Source organism: Streptomyces canus 299MFChir4.1 (assembly GCF_000383615.1).
GTDB classification, from domain to species: domain Bacteria; phylum Actinomycetota; class Actinomycetes; order Streptomycetales; family Streptomycetaceae; genus Streptomyces; species Streptomyces canus_C.
In genome coordinates this window covers 50,025-67,069 of record NZ_KB911620.1, presented here as the reverse complement: position 1 = coordinate 67,069, position 17,045 = coordinate 50,025, and the positions used below count along the sequence as shown (strand labels likewise).

At 70.1% G+C, this 17,045-nt stretch carries 17 protein-coding genes and 1 pseudogene; 9 read left to right on the top strand and 9 right to left on the bottom strand.

Going from position 1 to position 17,045, the window contains the following annotated elements; translation table 11 throughout:
• Window positions 1–169, bottom strand: a pseudogene (locus H293_RS62035) (DUF4097 family beta strand repeat-containing protein); the annotation flags it as partial.
• A gap of 324 nt (window positions 170–493) precedes the next feature.
• Here H293_RS62035 and H293_RS0141755 point away from each other — a divergent pair.
• Window positions 494–1,264: a polysaccharide deacetylase family protein gene (locus tag H293_RS0141755; RefSeq protein ID WP_020123722.1), complete on the top strand. Its 771-nt coding sequence runs from the start codon at window positions 494–496 to the stop codon at window positions 1,262–1,264.
• A 99-nt stretch (window positions 1,265–1,363) separates the two neighbouring features.
• Here H293_RS0141755 and H293_RS51195 read toward each other — a convergent pair whose 3' ends face one another.
• The 5 genes from H293_RS51195 to H293_RS0141730 form a co-directional block, all read right to left on the bottom strand.
• Window positions 1,364–1,942 carry a hypothetical protein gene (locus tag H293_RS51195; RefSeq protein ID WP_020123721.1) on the bottom strand — a complete coding sequence of 193 codons (579 nt, stop codon included), beginning with the start codon at window positions 1,940–1,942 and terminating at the stop codon, window positions 1,364–1,366.
• 223 nt (window positions 1,943–2,165) lie between these two features.
• Window positions 2,166–3,176: an adenosine deaminase gene (add, locus tag H293_RS0141745; RefSeq protein WP_020123720.1), complete on the bottom strand. Its 1,011-nt coding sequence runs from the start codon at window positions 3,174–3,176 to the stop codon at window positions 2,166–2,168.
• A 202-nt stretch (window positions 3,177–3,378) separates the two neighbouring features.
• A complete protein-coding gene (locus tag H293_RS0141740; protein ID WP_020123719.1) occupies window positions 3,379–3,645 on the bottom strand; it encodes a helix-turn-helix domain-containing protein in 267 nt (88 codons plus the stop codon).
• Entirely contained in the window at window positions 3,645–4,136 is a 492-nt protein-coding gene (locus H293_RS0141735) for a DUF2975 domain-containing protein (RefSeq protein ID WP_020123718.1), read from the bottom strand. Before H293_RS0141735 ends, H293_RS0141740 begins: the two co-directional genes overlap by 1 nt.
• A gap of 124 nt (window positions 4,137–4,260) precedes the next feature.
• A complete protein-coding gene (locus H293_RS0141730) occupies window positions 4,261–4,683 on the bottom strand; it encodes a MarR family winged helix-turn-helix transcriptional regulator (protein WP_020123717.1) in 423 nt (140 codons plus the stop codon).
• Window positions 4,684–4,743: 60 nt separating this feature from the next.
• Here H293_RS0141730 and H293_RS0141725 point away from each other — a divergent pair, with 60 nt between their 5' ends.
• Entirely contained in the window at window positions 4,744–5,508 is a 765-nt protein-coding gene (locus H293_RS0141725) for an alpha/beta fold hydrolase (protein ID WP_020123716.1), read from the top strand.
• Window positions 5,509–5,580: 72 nt separating this feature from the next.
• Here the strand turns inward: H293_RS0141725 and H293_RS0141720 are convergent, their stop codons facing one another.
• Both H293_RS0141720 and H293_RS0141715 read right to left on the bottom strand, forming a co-directional pair.
• On the bottom strand, window positions 5,581–6,060 hold the full coding sequence (locus tag H293_RS0141720) for a hypothetical protein (protein WP_028808663.1): 480 nt from the start codon (window positions 6,058–6,060) through the stop codon (window positions 5,581–5,583).
• 514 nt (window positions 6,061–6,574) lie between these two features.
• A complete protein-coding gene (locus tag H293_RS0141715; protein ID WP_020123714.1) occupies window positions 6,575–6,943 on the bottom strand; it encodes a VOC family protein in 369 nt (122 codons plus the stop codon).
• Between the two features lie 236 nt (window positions 6,944–7,179).
• On the opposite strand from H293_RS0141715, the gene H293_RS59445 reads away from it, so the two are divergent.
• Together H293_RS59445 and H293_RS0141705 are read left to right on the top strand one after the other, a co-directional pair.
• Window positions 7,180–7,329: a hypothetical protein gene (locus H293_RS59445; RefSeq protein WP_162950992.1), complete on the top strand. Its 150-nt coding sequence runs from the start codon at window positions 7,180–7,182 to the stop codon at window positions 7,327–7,329.
• A 196-nt stretch (window positions 7,330–7,525) separates the two neighbouring features.
• Entirely contained in the window at window positions 7,526–8,383 is an 858-nt protein-coding gene (locus H293_RS0141705; RefSeq protein WP_020123712.1) for an oxygenase MpaB family protein, read from the top strand.
• Between the two features lie 128 nt (window positions 8,384–8,511).
• Here the strand turns inward: H293_RS0141705 and H293_RS0141700 are convergent, their stop codons facing one another.
• Window positions 8,512–9,531, bottom strand: a complete 1,020-nt coding sequence (locus H293_RS0141700) for a LacI family DNA-binding transcriptional regulator (protein WP_020123711.1) — start codon at window positions 9,529–9,531, stop codon at window positions 8,512–8,514.
• A 259-nt stretch (window positions 9,532–9,790) separates the two neighbouring features.
• On the opposite strand from H293_RS0141700, the gene H293_RS0141695 reads away from it, so the two are divergent.
• From H293_RS0141695 to H293_RS0141675, 5 genes are all read left to right on the top strand, one after another.
• Window positions 9,791–11,776 (top strand): glycoside hydrolase family 127 protein, encoded by a 1,986-nt coding sequence (locus H293_RS0141695; protein ID WP_020123710.1) that lies wholly within the window; start codon window positions 9,791–9,793, stop codon window positions 11,774–11,776.
• Window positions 11,777–11,877: 101 nt separating this feature from the next.
• A complete protein-coding gene (locus H293_RS0141690; protein ID WP_020123709.1) occupies window positions 11,878–13,131 on the top strand; it encodes a sugar ABC transporter substrate-binding protein in 1,254 nt (417 codons plus the stop codon).
• A gap of 115 nt (window positions 13,132–13,246) precedes the next feature.
• Window positions 13,247–14,230 (top strand): carbohydrate ABC transporter permease, encoded by a 984-nt coding sequence (locus H293_RS0141685; RefSeq protein WP_020123708.1) that lies wholly within the window; start codon window positions 13,247–13,249, stop codon window positions 14,228–14,230.
• Window positions 14,227–15,048, top strand: a complete 822-nt coding sequence (locus tag H293_RS0141680; protein ID WP_020123707.1) for a carbohydrate ABC transporter permease — start codon at window positions 14,227–14,229, stop codon at window positions 15,046–15,048. Before H293_RS0141685 ends, H293_RS0141680 begins: the two co-directional genes overlap by 4 nt.
• A 185-nt stretch (window positions 15,049–15,233) precedes the next feature.
• Window positions 15,234–17,003 (top strand): RICIN domain-containing protein, encoded by a 1,770-nt coding sequence (locus tag H293_RS0141675; protein WP_020123706.1) that lies wholly within the window; start codon window positions 15,234–15,236, stop codon window positions 17,001–17,003.
• The last annotated feature ends 42 nt before the right edge of the window (window positions 17,004–17,045 follow it).

The following is a 17,045-nucleotide window of genomic DNA, read 5'->3' as shown; positions in this document are numbered from 1 at the left end:
CGTGGGTGATGTCGATCTGCTCGGCGGCCTTGGTGTCGCGGTTCCTGGCGGGGTCGGCGGGCCGGATCTCGACGGTGGTGTCGGCGCGGTCGGCGGCGATGACCTGGACGCGGCCGGCGGGGAGGTCGATGACGGTGGTGACGGGGGCGGGGGTGTCGAACTTCTGCATCAGGTGCTCCTGCGTTCGTCGCTGTTTCCGATGAACGAAAAGCTACGTTGCATTCACGATTCCAGCAACATACTCGTTGCGTGATACTCCCGTCATTGCAGCTAGAGCCTGCAATTTCATTGCAACGAACCAGAAAGCAACGCAACGTCAGTTGCTCGTTCGTTGCAATAGATGAGAAGTGAACGCTAACGGTTGTCCGCGAACTTCCCCGGAATTGTTCTTGATCGGTAACGGACGCATCCCACGGCCGCCGTCGCTCGTCTTGTCGAGTGGTCACTGAGTGGCCAGGGAAACGACGAGCAACTGCGTGAAAGCGGGGCGGACATGGCACGGCACGGCGGACGGGGCTGGAACAGCAAGGTGCTCGGGGCGGCGCTCGGGGTGACGTTGCTCGCCGCCGGTGCCTCCGTGTGGACCGCGCAGGCCGACGCCGTGGGTGGCACGTCGTCCAAGGCCAACACGTCGGCCAAGCCGGGCAGTGCGGTGAAGCCGGTCGCGGTGACCATCGTGCACGCTTCCGACCAGGGGGCCCACGGCGTCAACATCACGATCGACGACGGACCCGACCCCGTATGGACGCCCCAAGTGCTGGACGTACTGCGGGAGTACGGAGTCAAGGCCACGTTCTGCATGGTGGGGACGCAGGCGCAGGCCCACCCGGACCTGGTGAAGCAGGTGGTCGCCACCGGGCACCGGCTGTGCGACCACTCGGTGTCCCACGACACCACCATGGACAAGAAGTCCGAGACCTACCAGTCGCAGCAGATCCTCGACGCCGAACGCATGATCACCCAGGCGTCCGGCGGCGTACGGCCGATGTACTACCGGGCCCCCGGCGGCGCGTTCACCCCCTACAGCCGAAAGCTCGCCGCTTCCCGGGGCATGCGTCCGCTGGGCTGGAACGTGGACTCCAAGGACTTCGAGCGACCGGGTACGGACGCCATCGTCGCCACGGTCGAACGGGAACTGCCGGGCGGCCCGACCGTTCTCTTCCACGACGCGGGCGGCGACCGTTCCCAGACCGTCGAGGCCCTGCGTCGGATCCTGCCCTGGCTCAAGGAGCAGGGCTACTCCTTCGGCTTCCCGGTGCGCTGACCCCGGGCGGCTGGGGGCGTTCCATGGAAGCCGTGGTCTGCACGCTGCGAGCCGCGGTCCGCGAGCTAGTCGGCAGGGCACTCGGTACGCGCCCGCGCCCTACTCGACGAAGTCCGGTTCCCAGGGCAGGACCCGGAAGTCGCCGGTGCCGTTCTTCACACGCTCGAACGGCGCTGAACTCACGCACTTGGGCAGGTCCTTGGTCTCCACGGGGTTGCCCACGGACGCCCAGCTGTAGCCCAACCGGTCGTGCCGGCCCACGTCGTGCACGGTGAAGCCCACCCGCTTGCCCTTCGCTCCCGGCAGGTCGCTGCCGGTGATGACACCGGTGGCGACCGCGACCTTCCCGCCGGTCACCAGGCAGTCGATCCTCCCCTTGGCCCAGGCGCCCTCGCCGTCGAGGTAGTGGCTGAAGCGGAACGTCCCGGTGGCCTTGGCCGGGTCCATCCGGTGCTCGGCGGCGAGATGCGCGTCGAAGGTGAAGGTGATGTCGTCTCCGAGTGTCCGGGAGAGCTTGGCGGACCCCGTCAGGGCCGCGGCTTCCCGCGGTTTGGCGGGGGAGCCGGCTCCGGGCGAGCGGTCGATGGCGGTGGCGGAGGCGGTGCACGCGACGGTGATCAGGGCGGCGACGCCTGCGGCGACACGGATGCGGGTGGAGGCTGACGCATTGCGGCTCATCGCTGTTCCTTCCTCGTGGATGACGCCCCTACTCCGCGGGCGCCGTCCCAGAGTCCCGCGGGCTGACGGTGCCTCACATCGCCCGCCGAGCTGACGTATCGCTCCCTCACTCGGCGCACACCGATGATCGCCGTGCGCCCGGAGAGGTACGTCCGCCTGCGCCCCCGGTCTCACCCGGCAGCGGTGACCGCAGTGCCCCGTAGAGGGTGAGCTGTCATCTCTGTCATGTCCGGCACGCCGTTGCTCGGACGGGGGTGCCCAGCCAGTCGTCGATGCGTGTGACCGCGTCCTCCACCATTGCGCGCGGGGCGCCGGAGGCTTCGATCGAGACGTGGGCCATCTCGGCGAGTTGGGCGTCGGTGAGCGCCAGGGTTGTGCGGGCGGTTTCGTACTCGTCCAGCAGGCCGGCGCCGAACAGCAGCGGGTCGTCGGCGTTCAGCGTGCATCGCACACCGGCTCGCAGGAGTACCGGGAGGGGGTGGACAGACAGGGATTCCACGACGCCGAGGGCGATGTTGGAGGTGGGACACACGTCCAGGACAACGCCTTCCGCCGCCAGGCGGGCGAGGAGGGCCGGGTCCTCAACGGCTCGTACGCCGTGGGCGATCCGTCGCGCCCCGAGCACATCCAGTGCGGAGCGCACACTGGCCGGTCCGGCGAGTTCACCGGCGTGCGGAGCGGAAATCAGCCCGGCTGCACGGGCGATGGCGAATGCCTCGGCGAACGGCCCAGGGGGATAGTGGGCCTCGTCGCCGGCCAGACCGAAGGAGACCACGCCGTCGTCCGCGCGAAGGGCCGCGAGGCGGGCCGTCTCGACAGCCTGCGCGGGATCCCCGTTGCGCCGGGCGAACATCAGGACGCCGAACCCGATCCCCAGCCGGGTGGCGGCTCTGCGCCCCTCGTCGATCACCACGTCCAGCAGGTCGAGCGCGGCGACCGGATCGTCCACGTAGGTCAAAGGGTTGACGTGCGGCTCGACCCAGACCGCCCCGTCCGCGGCGGCGTCCTCGACCACCTCGCGCACCAGCCGCAGCAGGTTCTGGCGCGGGCCCTCGCGCACCAGTCGCGCGGCGGCGCGATACAGCGACGTGAAGTCCTCGAAGGACGTGAACCCACCTGGCGGGGACTGCTGTTGGCCTTCCTCGTCCCGGAGTTCCCTGAACGTGGCGGGACGCATCGCACCTTCGAGGTGGACGTGAAGATGGGCCTTCGGCAGGTGGGCCAGATTACGCATGATGCGTCACCCTACGGCTGCCCGGGGCGTCGATCTGAGGATGGACCGCTGCTCGGCGCGGCTGTGGAGGCAGAAGATGCCGAAGTCCGAGGTCGTCGGGTCCCGGACGCCGCAAGCTCCTCCGCCGGGTTCGCCGTACTGCCGGGATGGGACGGCGCTGCGGATGATCGGCGATCGACGCCCGCGCGGTCCGTGTGCCGCGTCACGCGCCGGTGCCGACAGGCGTTTCCCGTCCGCTGTCGGACACGTCGTCGTCCGCGGTGTTCTCGGCCTCCCAGCGCAGCAGGTCGCCCGGCTGGCACTCGAGTACCTCGCAGAGTGCGGCGAGTGTCGCGAAACGTACCGCCTTGGCGCGGCCGTTCTTGAGGACCGCCAGGTTGGCGGGCGTGATCCCGACGTGGTCCGCGAGTTCGCCCACGGACATCTTCCGCTTGGCCAGCATCACGTCGATGTCGACGGCGATCGGCATCAGATCACCTCGGCCAGTTCGGCCTGAAGCTGCGACGCCTCGGCATCGCGCGCGACGGCCTGGGCGAGCAGCATCCGCAGCACGTACACCACGAGCGCCACCCCCAGGATGGCCACGCCGACGCCGCCCATGATGACGGTGACGCCGGGATCCTCCCGCTGGCCCGGCGCGTTGACGACGGTGACCGCGAACCACACGAGGGCGGCTGCCACGATCGCGCCGATCACGCCGTCCACGTACCGGAAGGCGGCGTGCGAGAAGACGGTTCCGCGTCGCACCATCGTCACCAGGCGACCGACGCACACCACCGCGACCTGGACCGACACCATGCCCAGGATCGTGATCACCCGCAGGGCGGTGAGCGGGAGCGACCCGTCCTCCGGGTCCCTCCCGCTGACCAGCGTCCACACCATCAACGCCTGTACGAGCACGGTGCCGACGAGCACCACCAGGAGTACGGCACGCAGCGCACCGGCAGCCAGCTTTCCCATAACTCACCCTTCCATCGATTTGCGATGGAAATCTATCGAATATCGATAGGTTGAGCAAGGGGTGGAGTCGGGGGCCTGGATGAGCGGGCCGCGAGGTCGCCGACCAGACCGACGGACTGACCTCTCAGTGGGCCTCCTGGAGCGTGTTGAGGCGTCGAAGCAGATCGAGCAGAGTGGCGCGGTCCGTGTCGGGCAGGGCGGAGAAGCAGTCGGCGAGCACTCTGTCGGCCACCTTGCGGCCGGCCGCAAGGACCTGCTCGCCGGCGGGTGTGAGGTGGTGTTCGATGCGCCGGCCGTGTCCTGGTCGGCGTTCCACCAGGTCCTGGGCGGTGAGGCGGCCGGCGAGCGTTCCGAAGGCCTGCTCGGTCTGGAAGGTCGCCGCGGCCAACTCGCGGGCGGATGCTCCGGGGGAGCGGCTGATCGCGCGCAGGGCATCCCACTGGGCCAGTGTCGTGCCGACGGCCTGGAGGGCGCTGTCGAGCGCCCTGTGCTGTCGGTACTGGGCCTGCTTGACCGCCCTGCCGAGTTCTTGCAGCTCACCGTGCATACGAGGAGTCTACGCCACGACCAAGCTAGCTTATATAAAGATGTTTAGTTATGCTGGCGTATGTCCACCAACGCGTCAGCCATGTACCCCGACCTGTCCCTCACCCTGTCCGAGGCCGGAGCGGGCAGGCCCGTCCTGATCCTGCACGGCGGCGGAGGCCCCGTCACAGTCGCCGGCCTCGCCCAGCACCTCTCCCGCACCGCACACACGATCACGCCGGTGCACCCCGGCTGGGACGGCACCCACCGCCCGGCAGGGCTCACCGGTGTCGACGACCTCGCGCTCGTCTACCTGAATCTTCTGCGCGAACGCCGACTCAGTGACGTTCTCGTCGTCGGCTCCTCCCTCGGGGGCTGGGTGGCCGCGGAAATGGCCCTGCGCGACAGTGCGGGAAGCATCACCGGCCTTGTCCTGATCGACGCCGTAGGCATACAGGTCGAGACCGAACCGATCACCGACTTCTTCGCCCTGGACGCCCGCGGTGTCGCGGAGCACTCCTGGCACGACCCGGAGCGCTACTTCCTCGATCCGGCCGACATTCCTGCCGAGGAACTGGCGCGCAGACAGGCCAACATGGCCACCATGCGCGTCCTCGCCGGCGACCCCTACATGCACAACCCCACGCTGCTGTCCCGGCTAGGACGGATTCAGGTGCCCACGCTCCTGCTCTGGGGTGAGAGCGACCGTGTCGTCACTCCCGCGTACGGCGCCGCGTACGCCGAGGCGTTCGGCGACGGCCGGTTCGAGGTCATCCCCAAGGCCGGTCACCTTCCGCAGATCGAGCAGCCGGACGCCACCTTCGCACTCATCGACGCGCACCTGTGAGGGCCGAGCGGCACGTCGCGTCAGCGGTGAGCAATCGAGTCCGGGCCCGCACCTCTGTCACCGAAGCGTGAGTCAGTGGGTCGCTGCTGTTCGAGGGACCTGCCGGGCCAGGAACTCCTCGAACGCCGCCTTCTGCTTCGGATCCATGAAGCCTTGACGGACATTGCGGGCCTGCTCCTGGAGCCAGTGTGCCTCGCCGGGGTCCAAGAGCTCGGCGACCACCACACCGCCGCGAGCGACGGCAGTGCGCCCACCCACGCGACGGCGAAAGAGCGTGAACGGGCCGAATTCCTCCGGGTGGGCCAGATGCGGCTCCGCTGTTTCCACCCGGTTCCCCTGTCCAGCGTCACTTGTCCGGTAGGCGGCTGGAGCCCAATGTTCCCAGAGCGCGAGTGTGGCCGCAGGCACCAGCACGGCGCGCTCCGCCTCGTCACGCCCCTCCCATATGAACGTGACAGTGACGGGTTCGTCGACCGCCTCGGCCAGCCCGAGCACCCTCTCCATCTCGTCGTCGACCGGGTAATCCGCCACGACCTCTACCTGAATTCCCATGCCGCCCGAGGCTACTTGCCGCCACTGACATGCCATGCCGACTGTGTTCATGGCCAAGTGCCTTGTTCGCTACGGCCGTCGGGCGGGCGGCGAGGCCCAACGCTGTGCTGCGGGCTCTTGCCCAGCCGGCTCACCGGTCGGCGCTCGGCGGCCGGCGTACCTGCATGACGAACCGCGGCTTCTCCTTCGCCGCCCCGCAGGAAGCCGGGCAGTTGGGAACCGGCACGCGCAGGGGCGGCCGGGCGGCGGGATCCGCGTGGCCACGGCCGACACCGATTGGGGACGCGATCATCGGCTGCTGCCCGCTACCGGGGCGGCTCTGGAGCAGGACCGGTTCGCGGCCACGCATCCCGAACTCACCAGCTGGAGACCAGAGTTCCGGTCCCGCAGGCTTGCCGCACTGGCCAAGGCGGGGGAGCTGATCCGAGCCGAGTCCCGGAATCACGGACAAGGGGATGACTCTGGGCCCGCCCACGCTCGCGGCGTCCACCGACACGACCCCACTGGGCACAGATCAGCCCGTCGGGCCCGTGCGCATGAAGAGACAGAACGGGTGGCCCGCCGGATCGCACAACACGCGTACATCGGCCTGAGGCTGGAAATCCGCCGCGGTCGCTCCCTGCGCAAGGGCGTGATCGACAGCCGATGACAGGTCGTTCACCTCGAAGTCCAGATGCATCATCATCCGCTGCCCGGACCCGCGGGAGGGCCACTGAGGGCGTTCGAAGAGCGGTTCCGTCTGGAAGGACAGCCCGGCCGTGCCGTCGGGCGACGCGATCTCGACCCAGTCCGATTCCTCCTTCCGCGTCCGCCACCCGAGCAGGCGCAGGTAGAACCGCGCGAGCTCACGGGCGTCCGGCGCGTCAAGGGTTGTCGCGGCCAACGTGAAACGCGGTGGGGGTTTCATACGGTAAGTACTGCCCGGAAGGGCCGCCGGTACGGCCGAGATCCACGTTCCCGCGGCAGGCGACCGTGCCGACGCCCCGAAGGAGGCGAAACCGACGCACACGGCACCTGACATCCCGCCTCTCAGGGGTGGGACCGCGTGCCCTGGGTAACCGCGTCTGTACGAAGACCATGCCGTACGGAGTTGTCGTAGACGTTCTGGGGAGGACCCTCATGCCTGGCATGCTGGAGAAGATCAAGCAGTTCAGCAGGAGCCCGCAGGGACGACGGGCCGCCGAGCAGGTGCGCCGCGCCTCGGCCGACCCGCGGCGCCGGGAGCAGGCGCGCCAGCTGCTCGGCAAGCTCCGGGGACGGAGCCGCTGAATCGGGCAGAGGTGACGCCTCCAGGTTTCCGAGCGGTCCGATCGGTCCACGCGGTCCCCGCGAGCGCTGCGCGGGCCGCTCGGCGGCGGCCGTAGGGAACGTGCGGACGGTTCCTTGCATCCGTCCGCACGGCCGCCGACGAAGAAGGGTGACCAGACGTGCGCACCCGGGCCTCGGGGAAGGAGGCGCGTCGCAGATGACCGACCTTCGTGATCGGCTGGGCAGGGCCGTGTTCCGGCGAGTCGCCGGTCCGGACGGGCCGGCCAAGCGTGCCCGTATCCACGACACGCCCGGCCCCCGGTGGTTCGGTCCCGAGCGTCCCATCCGCACCGTCCACGGTGACGCGTCGATGTTCATCGGCGGGCTGAGCGCTCTCCTCCTGCAGTCCCTGCATCCGCTCGCCATGGCCGCGGTGTCCGCGCACTCCGGGTTTCGCGGTGATCCCTGGGGCCGGTTGCAGCGCACCAGCACCTTCCTGGCCGTCACGACCTACGGCACCGCTTCCGACGCCGAGGACGCCGTCGCGCGAGTGCGGAGTATTCACGAGCGGGTGCGGGGGACGACGGCCGACGGACTCGCGTACCACGCCGCGGACCCGCACCTGCTGGGCTGGGTCCACGCGTCGGAGACCGACAGCTTCCTCCGCGCGCACGAACGCTACGGGGCCCGGCCCCTCGACTCGGCGGGGTACGACGCCTACGTGGCCGACACCGCGCGCGTGGCCGAGGCACTGGGAGTGGTCGATCCGCCCCGCGATCGCCAGGCCCTGGCCAGGTGTCTGGACTCGTACCGGCCGGAACTGCGGGCCACCCCGGAGGCATGGGCCGCCGCCCGGTTCCTGCTGCTGCACCCACCCGTGCCGCTTGCCGTGCGGCCCTTCTACGGCGTCCTGGCGGCAAACGCGGTCGCCCTGCTTCCGTCGTGGGCGCGGAGCGTGCTGCGACTGCCCCGGATCCCTGTCGTGGAGGGTCTCGCCGTCCAGCCCTCGGGTCTCCTGCTGACGCACACCATCCGCTGGGCCATGACGTCGGGGGCGCGTTCCCGCACGGAGTGATGCCCGGAGGCGGCCGACGGGTGTCCTGAGCGCCGACCATCCGGCGCCGATCAGCCAGCGCCGACCATCCCGCGCCGATCAGCCGGCGCCGACCGCGCTCTGTGCGAGAAAAGGGTTTCTCAAGCCCGTCAGGACGACTCGCGCACCACAAGACGGCAGGGAACTGTGTGCCGCCCCGGCTCCGGCCGGGAACCGATGGCGTCGAGCAGTCGCAGGGCGGCCTGGCGGCCGACCTCGGAGAGGTCCGTGTCGATCGTGGTGAGCGGAGGCCGGCAGGCCAGGGCCATGATGTCCCAGTTGTCGTAGCCCACGATCGCGACCTTGCCCGGCACGTCCAGCCCGTTCTCGCGCAAGGTGTCGGCGACGCCCCTGGCGATCTGGTCGTTGCCGCAGAAGAAGGCGTCCGTGTCCGGGGCGATGTGCAGCACCGCCTCCGCCGCGCGGCGCCCCCACGCCTCGCTCCACTCGCCGAAGTGGACGCGCCCGGTGGCGAGTTCGAGCGAGGAGTGCTTCAGCAGCTCGACGGTGTGGCGGGCCCGGTCCTGGGCGGCCGCGTGGTGTGCCGGGCCGGTGACGTGTGCGATCCGGGTGCGTCCGGTCGCCAGCAGATGCTCGACGGCAAGCTGTGCACCGCTGCGGTCGTCCGAGACCACGGAGATGTCGTCCGGGTCCGTGGACGGCGAGAGCGCGTAGACCGTCGGGATCGGCTCGATGCCCTTCAGTGGCGGCCTCGGGTCGGTGCGGCGGCCGGTGACGATGATGCCGTCCACCCGCCGGTCCATGAGGTTGCGCAGATGATGCTGCTCGCGGATGGCGTCCCCGCGGGTGTCGCACAGCAGCACCGAGATCTTCCCGGCGCCGAGCGCGTCCTCGGCACCGAGGAGGACGGGGGTGCTGAAGCGGCCGATGCCGTCGGTCGTCATCAGCCCGACGGTCCAGCTGCGGCCCGTGTGCAGGCTCTGCGCGTGCTGGTTGGGGCGGAAGTCGAGCTCCTCCACGGCGGCCAGGACCCGTTGCCGCGTCTCGGGCCGCATCCTGCCGTTGCCGGTGAGTGCCTTCGAGGCCGTTCCGACGCTGACGCCGGCCAGCCTGGCCACATCGGCGAGCTTTGCCCGGCCGGCAGAGGGGGAACCCGGAACAGCGGTCACGCGCAATCCTTTTCCTGGAAGGGGTCGGCGCTGTACATCCTGGCACCCTTCCCGCGCACGGGCCAGTCCTGCCAGGGGACAAGAAGATACTCGGTCGTACCTCTTGACTCGTGCGCACCAGCTCTCTACTTTTCCGGCAGAAAAACGTTTTCCCAAGCGGGTTCGAGAGGCGCCATCGCCTGCCCGACGCAGCGGACACCGTGGCACCGAAAGCGCACCGCGATCCCCGGCCCGCTCCCATCCAACTGTTCGGAGAGTCATGCCCGACCCTCGTTCCGCCGTGCCCTCCTCCGAGTCCCCGGCCCCGTCCGGACAACCCGGCGCTCCCGTCGGCCCGGTCCGTCCCGGCCCGGACGCCAAGGCCGCGCTCGCCCCCGCCGTCGTCGAGGTGCGGGGCGGTTTCTGGAGCGCCCGGCGCCGGGTGAACGGGCGGACGTCCATTCCCCAGGGCCCCGAACTGCTGGAGTCCGCGGGAAACCTGAACAACCTGCGGGTGGTGGCAGGCCTCGCGCAGGGCGAGTTCCAGGGCGGCTACCCGTTCGTGGACTCCGACGTCTACAAGTGGCTGGAGGCCGCGTCCTGGCAGTTGGCCCGGCGGGATCCCGAGGAGGACGGCCCGCTCGCGGCCGAGGTCGAACGCATCGTCTCCCTCGTCGCCGTCGCCCAGCAGCCCGACGGCTACCTGAACACCTGGTTCCAGCTCCTCAAGGGCGGCGAGCGCTACCAGAACCTGCGCTGGAGCCACGAGCTGTACTGCGCGGGCCACCTCATCCAGGCCGCCGTCGCCCACCACCGGGCCACCGGACGCCGTGAACTGCTCGATGTGGCAGTGAAGTTCGCCGACCACATCGACTCGGTCTTCGGCCCGCCCGAGAGCGGCAAGGCGATCGACGGCGTCGACGGCCACCCCGAGGTCGAGACCGCCCTGGTCGAGCTGTACCGGGAGACGGGGGAGCGCCGCTACCTGGATCTCGCCGGTTACTTCGTCGACCGTTTCGGCCACGGCCTGCTGGGCGGTGAGACGTACTGCCAGGACCGTGTCCCGCTGCGCGAGGCGACCGACGTCGAGGGGCACGCCGTACGCCAGTTGTACCTGCTGGCGGCCGCGACCGATCTGGCGACGGAGAACGGGGACGCGGAACTGCGCGCCGCCACGGAGCGGCTGTGGGCCGCGATGACCGCCGCCAAGACCCACCTCACGGGGGGCCTCGGCGCCCACCACGACGAGGAGGACTTCGGCGACCCGTACGAGCTGCCCAACGAGCGTGCCTACTGCGAGACCTGTGCCGCCATCGCCTCGATCCAGTGGAGCTGGCGCATGGCCCTGCTCACCGGCGAGACCCGCTACTCCGACCTGATCGAGCGCACCCTGTTCAACGGCTTCCTGGCCGGGGTGTCGCTGGACGGCGAGCGCTGGCTGTACGTCAACCCGCTCCAGGTCCGCGACGGCCACACCGACCCCGGCGGCGACCAGTCGGCCCGCCGCACCCGCTGGTTCCGCTGCGCCTGCTGCCCTCCGAACGCGATGCGGCTGCTGGCCTCCCTGGAGCACTACCTCGCCTCCAGCGACGGCGGCGGTTTGCAGATCCACCAGTACGTCACCGGCCGCTACGCCGGCGACCTCGACGGAACCCCGGTCGCGGTGAGCGCCGAGACCGACTACCCCTGGCAGGGCACGATCGCCCTCACGGTCGAGGAGACGCCGGCCGACCGGCCCTGGACCCTCTCGCTGCGCATCCCGCAGTGGAGCGGCACCTACCGGGTCCGGTGCGCGGACACGGCGTACGACGAGACGGACGCGCCCGTCACCGACGGCTGGCTGCGCCTTGAGCGGACCTGGGCACCGGGCGACCGGGTCGTCCTCGAACTCTCGCTGGCCCCCCGGCTCACCGCCGCCGACCCCCGGGTGGACGCCGTACGCGGTTGCGTCGCCATCGAGCGCGGGCCGCTCGTGTACTGCCTGGAGGGGGTCGACCACCCCGGTGGCGGCCTCGACGACATCGTCCTGGACCCCGGCGGCCCGCTCGCCGACACGCACCGTGCCGACCTGCTGGGCGGCGTGACCACCGTGACGGCCGCCGGACACCGCCGCCCCCGTGCCGAGACCGGCTGGTGGCCGTATGCCCCCGCCGACGCCCAGGCACCAGCGACGGAGCCCGCTCCGGTCGAACTCACCGCCGTCCCCTACTACGCGTGGGCCAATCGCCAGGACGGCAGCATGCGGGTCTGGCTGCCCACCCACTGAGCCCGACCGACACCCGAAGGCCCTCCAGGGCCCTCCGCACGCCTCACATCCCCCCGCGCCCCGCCCCTCCCGATGAGCCGAACCAAGACAACGAGGTCGCCGTGAGAAACACCCGTCGCATCCTGATATGCGCCGTCGCCACCGTCGGCGCGCTCACCTCCGTCGCCGCCTGCGGAGGCGGTTCCGACTCCTCCGCCTCCGGGACCGGCGGCGCCGGCGGGACGTACACCTTCTGGGACCCGTACCCGCAGTTCGACGGCTCGTCGGCGTGGGGCAGGCTCGTCAGCAAGTGCGGCACCGACGCCGGGGTCAAGGTCAAGCGCACCGCCATGGACACCACCGACCTCGGCAACAAGGCCCTGCTCGCCGCCCAGCAGGGGAACGCCCCCGACGTGATGCTGGTGGACAACCCGGTCGTCTCCACGCTGGTGGAGGCGGGCATCCTCAACAAGACCAGCGATCTCGGCCTTGACACCAAGGCGATCCAGAAGAACATCCTCGGCGCGGGCGAGATCGACGGCGCCTCCTACGGTGTCCCGATCGGCGCCAACACCCTCGCGCTCTACTACAACAAGAAGGTCCTCACCGCCGCGGGCGTCGACCCGGCCTCGGTCAAGGACTGGAACTCCCTCACGGCCGCCCTGAAGAAGGTCAAGGCAGCCGGTAAGAAGGGCATCACCTTCTCCGCGATCAACACGGAAGAGGGCAGCTTCCAGTTCCTGCCGTGGTTCTGGGGCGCCGGCGGTGACCTGACCGAGCTCGACTCGGCGAAGGGCGTGGCCGCGCTGTCCCTGTGGAAGGGCTGGGTGGACGAGGGACTGGCTCCCAAGGACGTCCTGCAGAACACCCAGACCACCAGCTGGCAGGAGTTCGCCACCGGCGCCTACGCGTTCGGCGAGAACGGCACCTGGCAGCTCGGCAACGCCGACAAGGCCGGCTTCGAGTACGGCGTCCTCAGCATTCCCGGACAGAGCGGCGGGGCGGCTCCGGTGCCGACCGGCGGCGAGTTCGTCACCGTTCCGGTCCAGAAGGACAGCGGACGGTACGACGTCACCAAGAAGATCGTCACCTGCCTGACCAGCTCCGCCAACCTGCTGGCCACGGACACCACCCTGGCCTACGTCGCCCCCACCTCGGCGGTGCAGACCGAGCAGGTCAAGGCGAACCCCGAACTGAAGCCGTGGGTCGACGCGGTGGCCGCGGCACGGGGGCGCACCAGCGGCGGTCTGGGCACCAAGTACCCCACGATCTCGCAGCCGATGTGGACCGCCGTGCAGAGCGCCCTGTCCGGAGGCCGGAGCCCGCAGGCCGCTCTCGACACCGCGCAGAAGGCCGCGGACAAGGGCGGGAGCTGACCGGTCGACGCCCTCGCGGCACCTTCCGGGGCCCCGTCCCCGCCCGCCGCTCGGCACTCGCAACCGCCCGGACACCGCCGCCGGTCCCGGGCGGGCCACCCCCTCTGGAGTCCGCATGACCATCGCCCGCATCGACCGCCGCGCCCCGCGGTCCCCGGCCAGGCCCCGGGAAGCCGCCACCGCCGCCCCGGCGGACGGCCTGGCCCTACGGCGCCACCGCCGCCGCCGGAGTCGGCTGACCGCACTGGCGTTCCTCGCACCGCTGGCCCTCTACTTGGCCGCGTTCTACGTCTATCCCCTGTACCGCAACCTCGACCTGAGCCTGCGCGACTACACCGTCCGGTCGTTCGTCGCGGGCGACGCGCCGTTCTCCGGCCTGGACAACTTCAGGACCGTCCTGGACGATCCCACCTTCGGCCCGGCGATGCGCCACACCATGATCTTCACCTTCGTGTCGATCGCCTTCCAGTACGCCGCCGGGCTCGCCCTCGCGGTCTTCTTCAACCGGCACTTCCGGCTGGCCGCCACCCTCAGGGCGCTGTTCCTGATCCCCTGGCTGCTGCCGCTGATCGTGTCGGCGTCGACCTGGTCGTGGATGCTCAACAGCGAGTCCGGCGTCCTCAACTACGCCCTCCACACGGTGGGCGTGGCCCCGGTCGACTGGCTCAACTCCCCGCACTGGGCCCTGACCTCGGTCATCATCGCCAACGTCTGGATCGGCATCCCCTTCAACCTGGTCATCCTCTACAGCGGGTTGCAGAACATCCCCGGCGAGCTCTACGAGGCGGCCTCCCTGGACGGGGCGGGCGCCTGGCAGCAGTTCCGGCGGATCACCTTCCCACTGCTGCGGCCGGTGTCCGCGATCACGCTGTTGCTGGGTCTCGTCTACACCCTCAAGGTCTTCGACCTGATCTGGATCATGACCAAGGGCGGTCCCAGCGACTCCTCCTCGACCCTGGCGACCTGGTCGTACCAGCTCGGCTTCGGCTCCCTGCTCCCGAAGTTCGGCCCCGGGGCCGCGGTCGGCAACATCCTCATCCTCATCGCCCTCGTGTTCGGACTGCTCTACATCCGGGTCCAGAGGAGGCAGGAAGCATGAAGTCCGCTACGGGAAAACGCCGTTACACCGTCATCGGCCTCCTGCTGACCGCCGTGATGCTGTTCCCGGTCTACTGGATGCTGAACGTGTCCCTGACCCCGCAGCAGGACATGCGCAAGAGCCCGCCCGACCTGCTGCCCCTGCACCCCACCTTCGAGGGATACCGGGCCGTCCTGAACGACCAGATGCCCTATCTCGGCACCAGCCTTCTCATCGGTGTCGGCACGGTCGTCCTCACCCTGGTGCTCGCCGCGCCGGCCGGCTTCGCGCTGGCCAAGCTCCGTCCCCCGGGCGGGGGTTTCCTCGGACTCGCCCTGCTGGTCGCCCAGATGATCCCCGGCATCGTCATGGCGATGGGTTTCTACGGCATCTTCCTCGACCTCGGGCTGCTGAACTCCTGGTGGGGCCTGATCATCGCCGACTCCACCATCGCGGTGCCGTTCGGCGTCATGATCTTCACGGCGTTCATGTCGGGCATCCCCGGTGAGCTGATCGCCGCGGCCCGCATCGACGGGGCCGGAACCTTCCGCACCTTCCGCTCCGTCGTGCTCCCGGTCAGCCGCAACGCGCTCGTCACGGTCTCGCTGTTCAGCTTCCTGTGGGCCTGGTCCGACTTCGTCTTCGCCAACACCCTGGACGGCGGCGGGGACCTGCGCCCCATCACCCTCGGCATCTACCACTACATCGGCAACAACAACCAGGAATGGAACGCGATCATGGCCACCGCCGTCGTCGCGTCGCTGCCGGCCGCGGTACTGCTCGTCCTCGCTCAGCGCTATGTGGCCGCCGGTGTGACCGCGGGCGCGGTCAAGGACTGAACCACAGTGCCCGCCGCTCCCGGCCCACCGGCAGGGCGGAGCCGAGCCCCGCCCTGCCCCGCCCCGCCACCGTCACGGGGGTTGCCTTCCCCGCGCACCTCGTCCGACGGTCCCCGGACCGCCCCCTCCGGCGCTCCGCGCCACCGGTATGTCCCCCCTCCAGTCCGTCCTCAGGAGAGCCGCTGATGTCGTACCTGAGCTCCCGTCGCCGTCACAGAGTCCCGCTCGGCCGCACCGCCGCCGCCGCGACGGCCACCGCCCTCGCCACCACCGCCGTTGTCCTGTCGGGCGGATCCGCCCACGCCGTCCCCACTTCCTCCACCACCCTCGTCGTCAACGCCGCGCAGACCCTGCGGTCCGTCACCCACGTCGGCACCGGCAGCCTCTACGGCCTCGCCGACAACAGCACACCGGCCGACAGCCTGGTCACCGCGCTGAAGCCGAACACCTTCATCCAGATGGCACCCGGCGGCACCCAGCTGCCCAACGGGGAGCCCGCTCCCGCGGGCGACTCCCTCGTGGTGGCGGCGAAGGCGGCCCGCGCGGGCGCCAAGGTCGTCGTACGGATGCCGGACTGGTACCCGAACTTCCCCTACAAGTGGGTGAGCTGGAGTGACTGGCTGTCCGCCGTCGACAAGCAGGTGGCCTCGGTGAAGGCATCCGGCGCCACCAACATCAGCGCCTACGCGCTGTGGAACGAACCCGACTGGACCTGGGACACCACCAACGCGGGCGCCTTCGACGCCGGGTGGGCGCGCACGTTCAAGGAGGTCCGCTCCAAGGACGCCACGACGCCGATCCAGGGCCCGAGCCACTCGGCGTGGAACCAGTCCTGGATGAGCTCCTTCCTCACCGACGCGAAGGCCTCCGGCACGGTGCCGGACGTCATCGCCTGGCACGAGCTCCAGGGCAGCCAGGACATCGCCGCGCACGTCTCCGCGTACCGCGCGCTGGAGTCGAGCCTCGGCATCAGCCCGCGGCCGATCGACATCGAGGAGTACGGCACACCCTCCGAGATGGGCAACTCCGGTGCGCTCATCGGCTACGCCGCCAAGTTCGAGCGGACCGGCGTCCGGGACGCGGAGCTCGCCTTCTGGAACCACTACGGCACCCTCGGCGACACGCTGACCGACACCGGCGGATCGCCCAACGGCTCGTACTGGACGTACAAGTGGTACGGCGACATGTCCGGCACCATGCTGACCACCACGCCCCCCGCCCAGACCGGAATCGACGGCCTTGCCTCGCGCAACGGCTCGGGCAACCAGATCAGCGTCCTCGCCGGCGGCTGCGCCGGCTCCTGTGCCGTGACGGTGAACGGCCTGAACTCCCTGTCCGCCTTCGGCAGCACGGTCCACGTGAAGCTGGAGTACAGCCCCGGCACCGGCCGCACCACCGCCTCCTCCGGCCCGGTCACCATCTCCGACGCCGACTACAGCGTCAGCAACGGCTCCGTCACCGTGCCGGTCACGATGAACGCCACCGACGGCTACCACCTGGTGATCACCCCGAGCGCAACCAACACCTCGCTGGCCGGGCGCTACCAGATCACCAACAAGAACAGCGGACTCGCGCTGGACACCCTGAACGCGGGCACCGCCCAGGGCACTTCGGTCGTCCAGGCCACGTCCACCACGGGCACCGACCAGAACTGGACCCTCGTGTCCGCCGGTTCGGGCCTCTACAAGATCGTCAACCAGAAGAGCGGGCTGCTGCTCGGCATCACCAACGCGGGCACCGCGGACGGCGGCACCGCCCTGATCTGGGGCGACAACGGCACCGCCGACCACCTCTGGCAGGTCGTCCCGGCCCGAGACGGCTACTGCAAGATCGCCAACTACAACAGCGGACGCCTGCTCGGCGTGGACCAGATGAGCGCGTCCTCCGGCGCGCAGGTCCTGCAGTGGACCGACAACGGCACCGCCGACCACCTGTGGAGGCTGACCGCTCGCTGACACACGCGGGCCCCGCGCCGGCCGAGATCCGGCGGGCGCGGG

Bases quoted from the DNA above. Each gene is read 5' to 3' on its own strand.
- H293_RS0141740 (WP_020123719.1), bottom strand. From the start codon at position 3,645: ATGCCGATCGCCGTCGACATCGACGTGATGCTGGCCAAGCGGAAGATG.
- H293_RS0141675 (WP_020123706.1), top strand. From the start codon at position 15,234: ATGTCGTACCTGAGCTCCCGTCGCCGTCACAGAGTCCCGCTCGGCCGC.
- H293_RS0141725 (WP_020123716.1), top strand. From the start codon at position 4,744: ATGTCCACCAACGCGTCAGCCATGTACCCCGACCTGTCCCTCACCCTG.
- H293_RS0141735 (WP_020123718.1), bottom strand. From the start codon at position 4,136: ATGGGAAAGCTGGCTGCCGGTGCGCTGCGTGCCGTACTCCTGGTGGTG.
- H293_RS0141695 (WP_020123710.1), top strand. From the start codon at position 9,791: ATGCCCGACCCTCGTTCCGCCGTGCCCTCCTCCGAGTCCCCGGCCCCG.
- H293_RS0141720 (WP_028808663.1), bottom strand. From the start codon at position 6,060: ATGGGAATTCAGGTAGAGGTCGTGGCGGATTACCCGGTCGACGACGAG.
- H293_RS59445 (WP_162950992.1), top strand. From the start codon at position 7,180: ATGCCTGGCATGCTGGAGAAGATCAAGCAGTTCAGCAGGAGCCCGCAG.
- H293_RS0141685 (WP_020123708.1), top strand. From the start codon at position 13,247: ATGACCATCGCCCGCATCGACCGCCGCGCCCCGCGGTCCCCGGCCAGG.
- H293_RS0141705 (WP_020123712.1), top strand. From the start codon at position 7,526: ATGACCGACCTTCGTGATCGGCTGGGCAGGGCCGTGTTCCGGCGAGTC.
- H293_RS51195 (WP_020123721.1), bottom strand. From the start codon at position 1,942: ATGAGCCGCAATGCGTCAGCCTCCACCCGCATCCGTGTCGCCGCAGGC.
- H293_RS0141680 (WP_020123707.1), top strand. From the start codon at position 14,227: ATGAAGTCCGCTACGGGAAAACGCCGTTACACCGTCATCGGCCTCCTG.
- add (WP_020123720.1), bottom strand. From the start codon at position 3,176: ATGCGTAATCTGGCCCACCTGCCGAAGGCCCATCTTCACGTCCACCTC.
- H293_RS0141730 (WP_020123717.1), bottom strand. From the start codon at position 4,683: ATGCACGGTGAGCTGCAAGAACTCGGCAGGGCGGTCAAGCAGGCCCAG.
- H293_RS0141755 (WP_020123722.1), top strand. From the start codon at position 494: ATGGCACGGCACGGCGGACGGGGCTGGAACAGCAAGGTGCTCGGGGCG.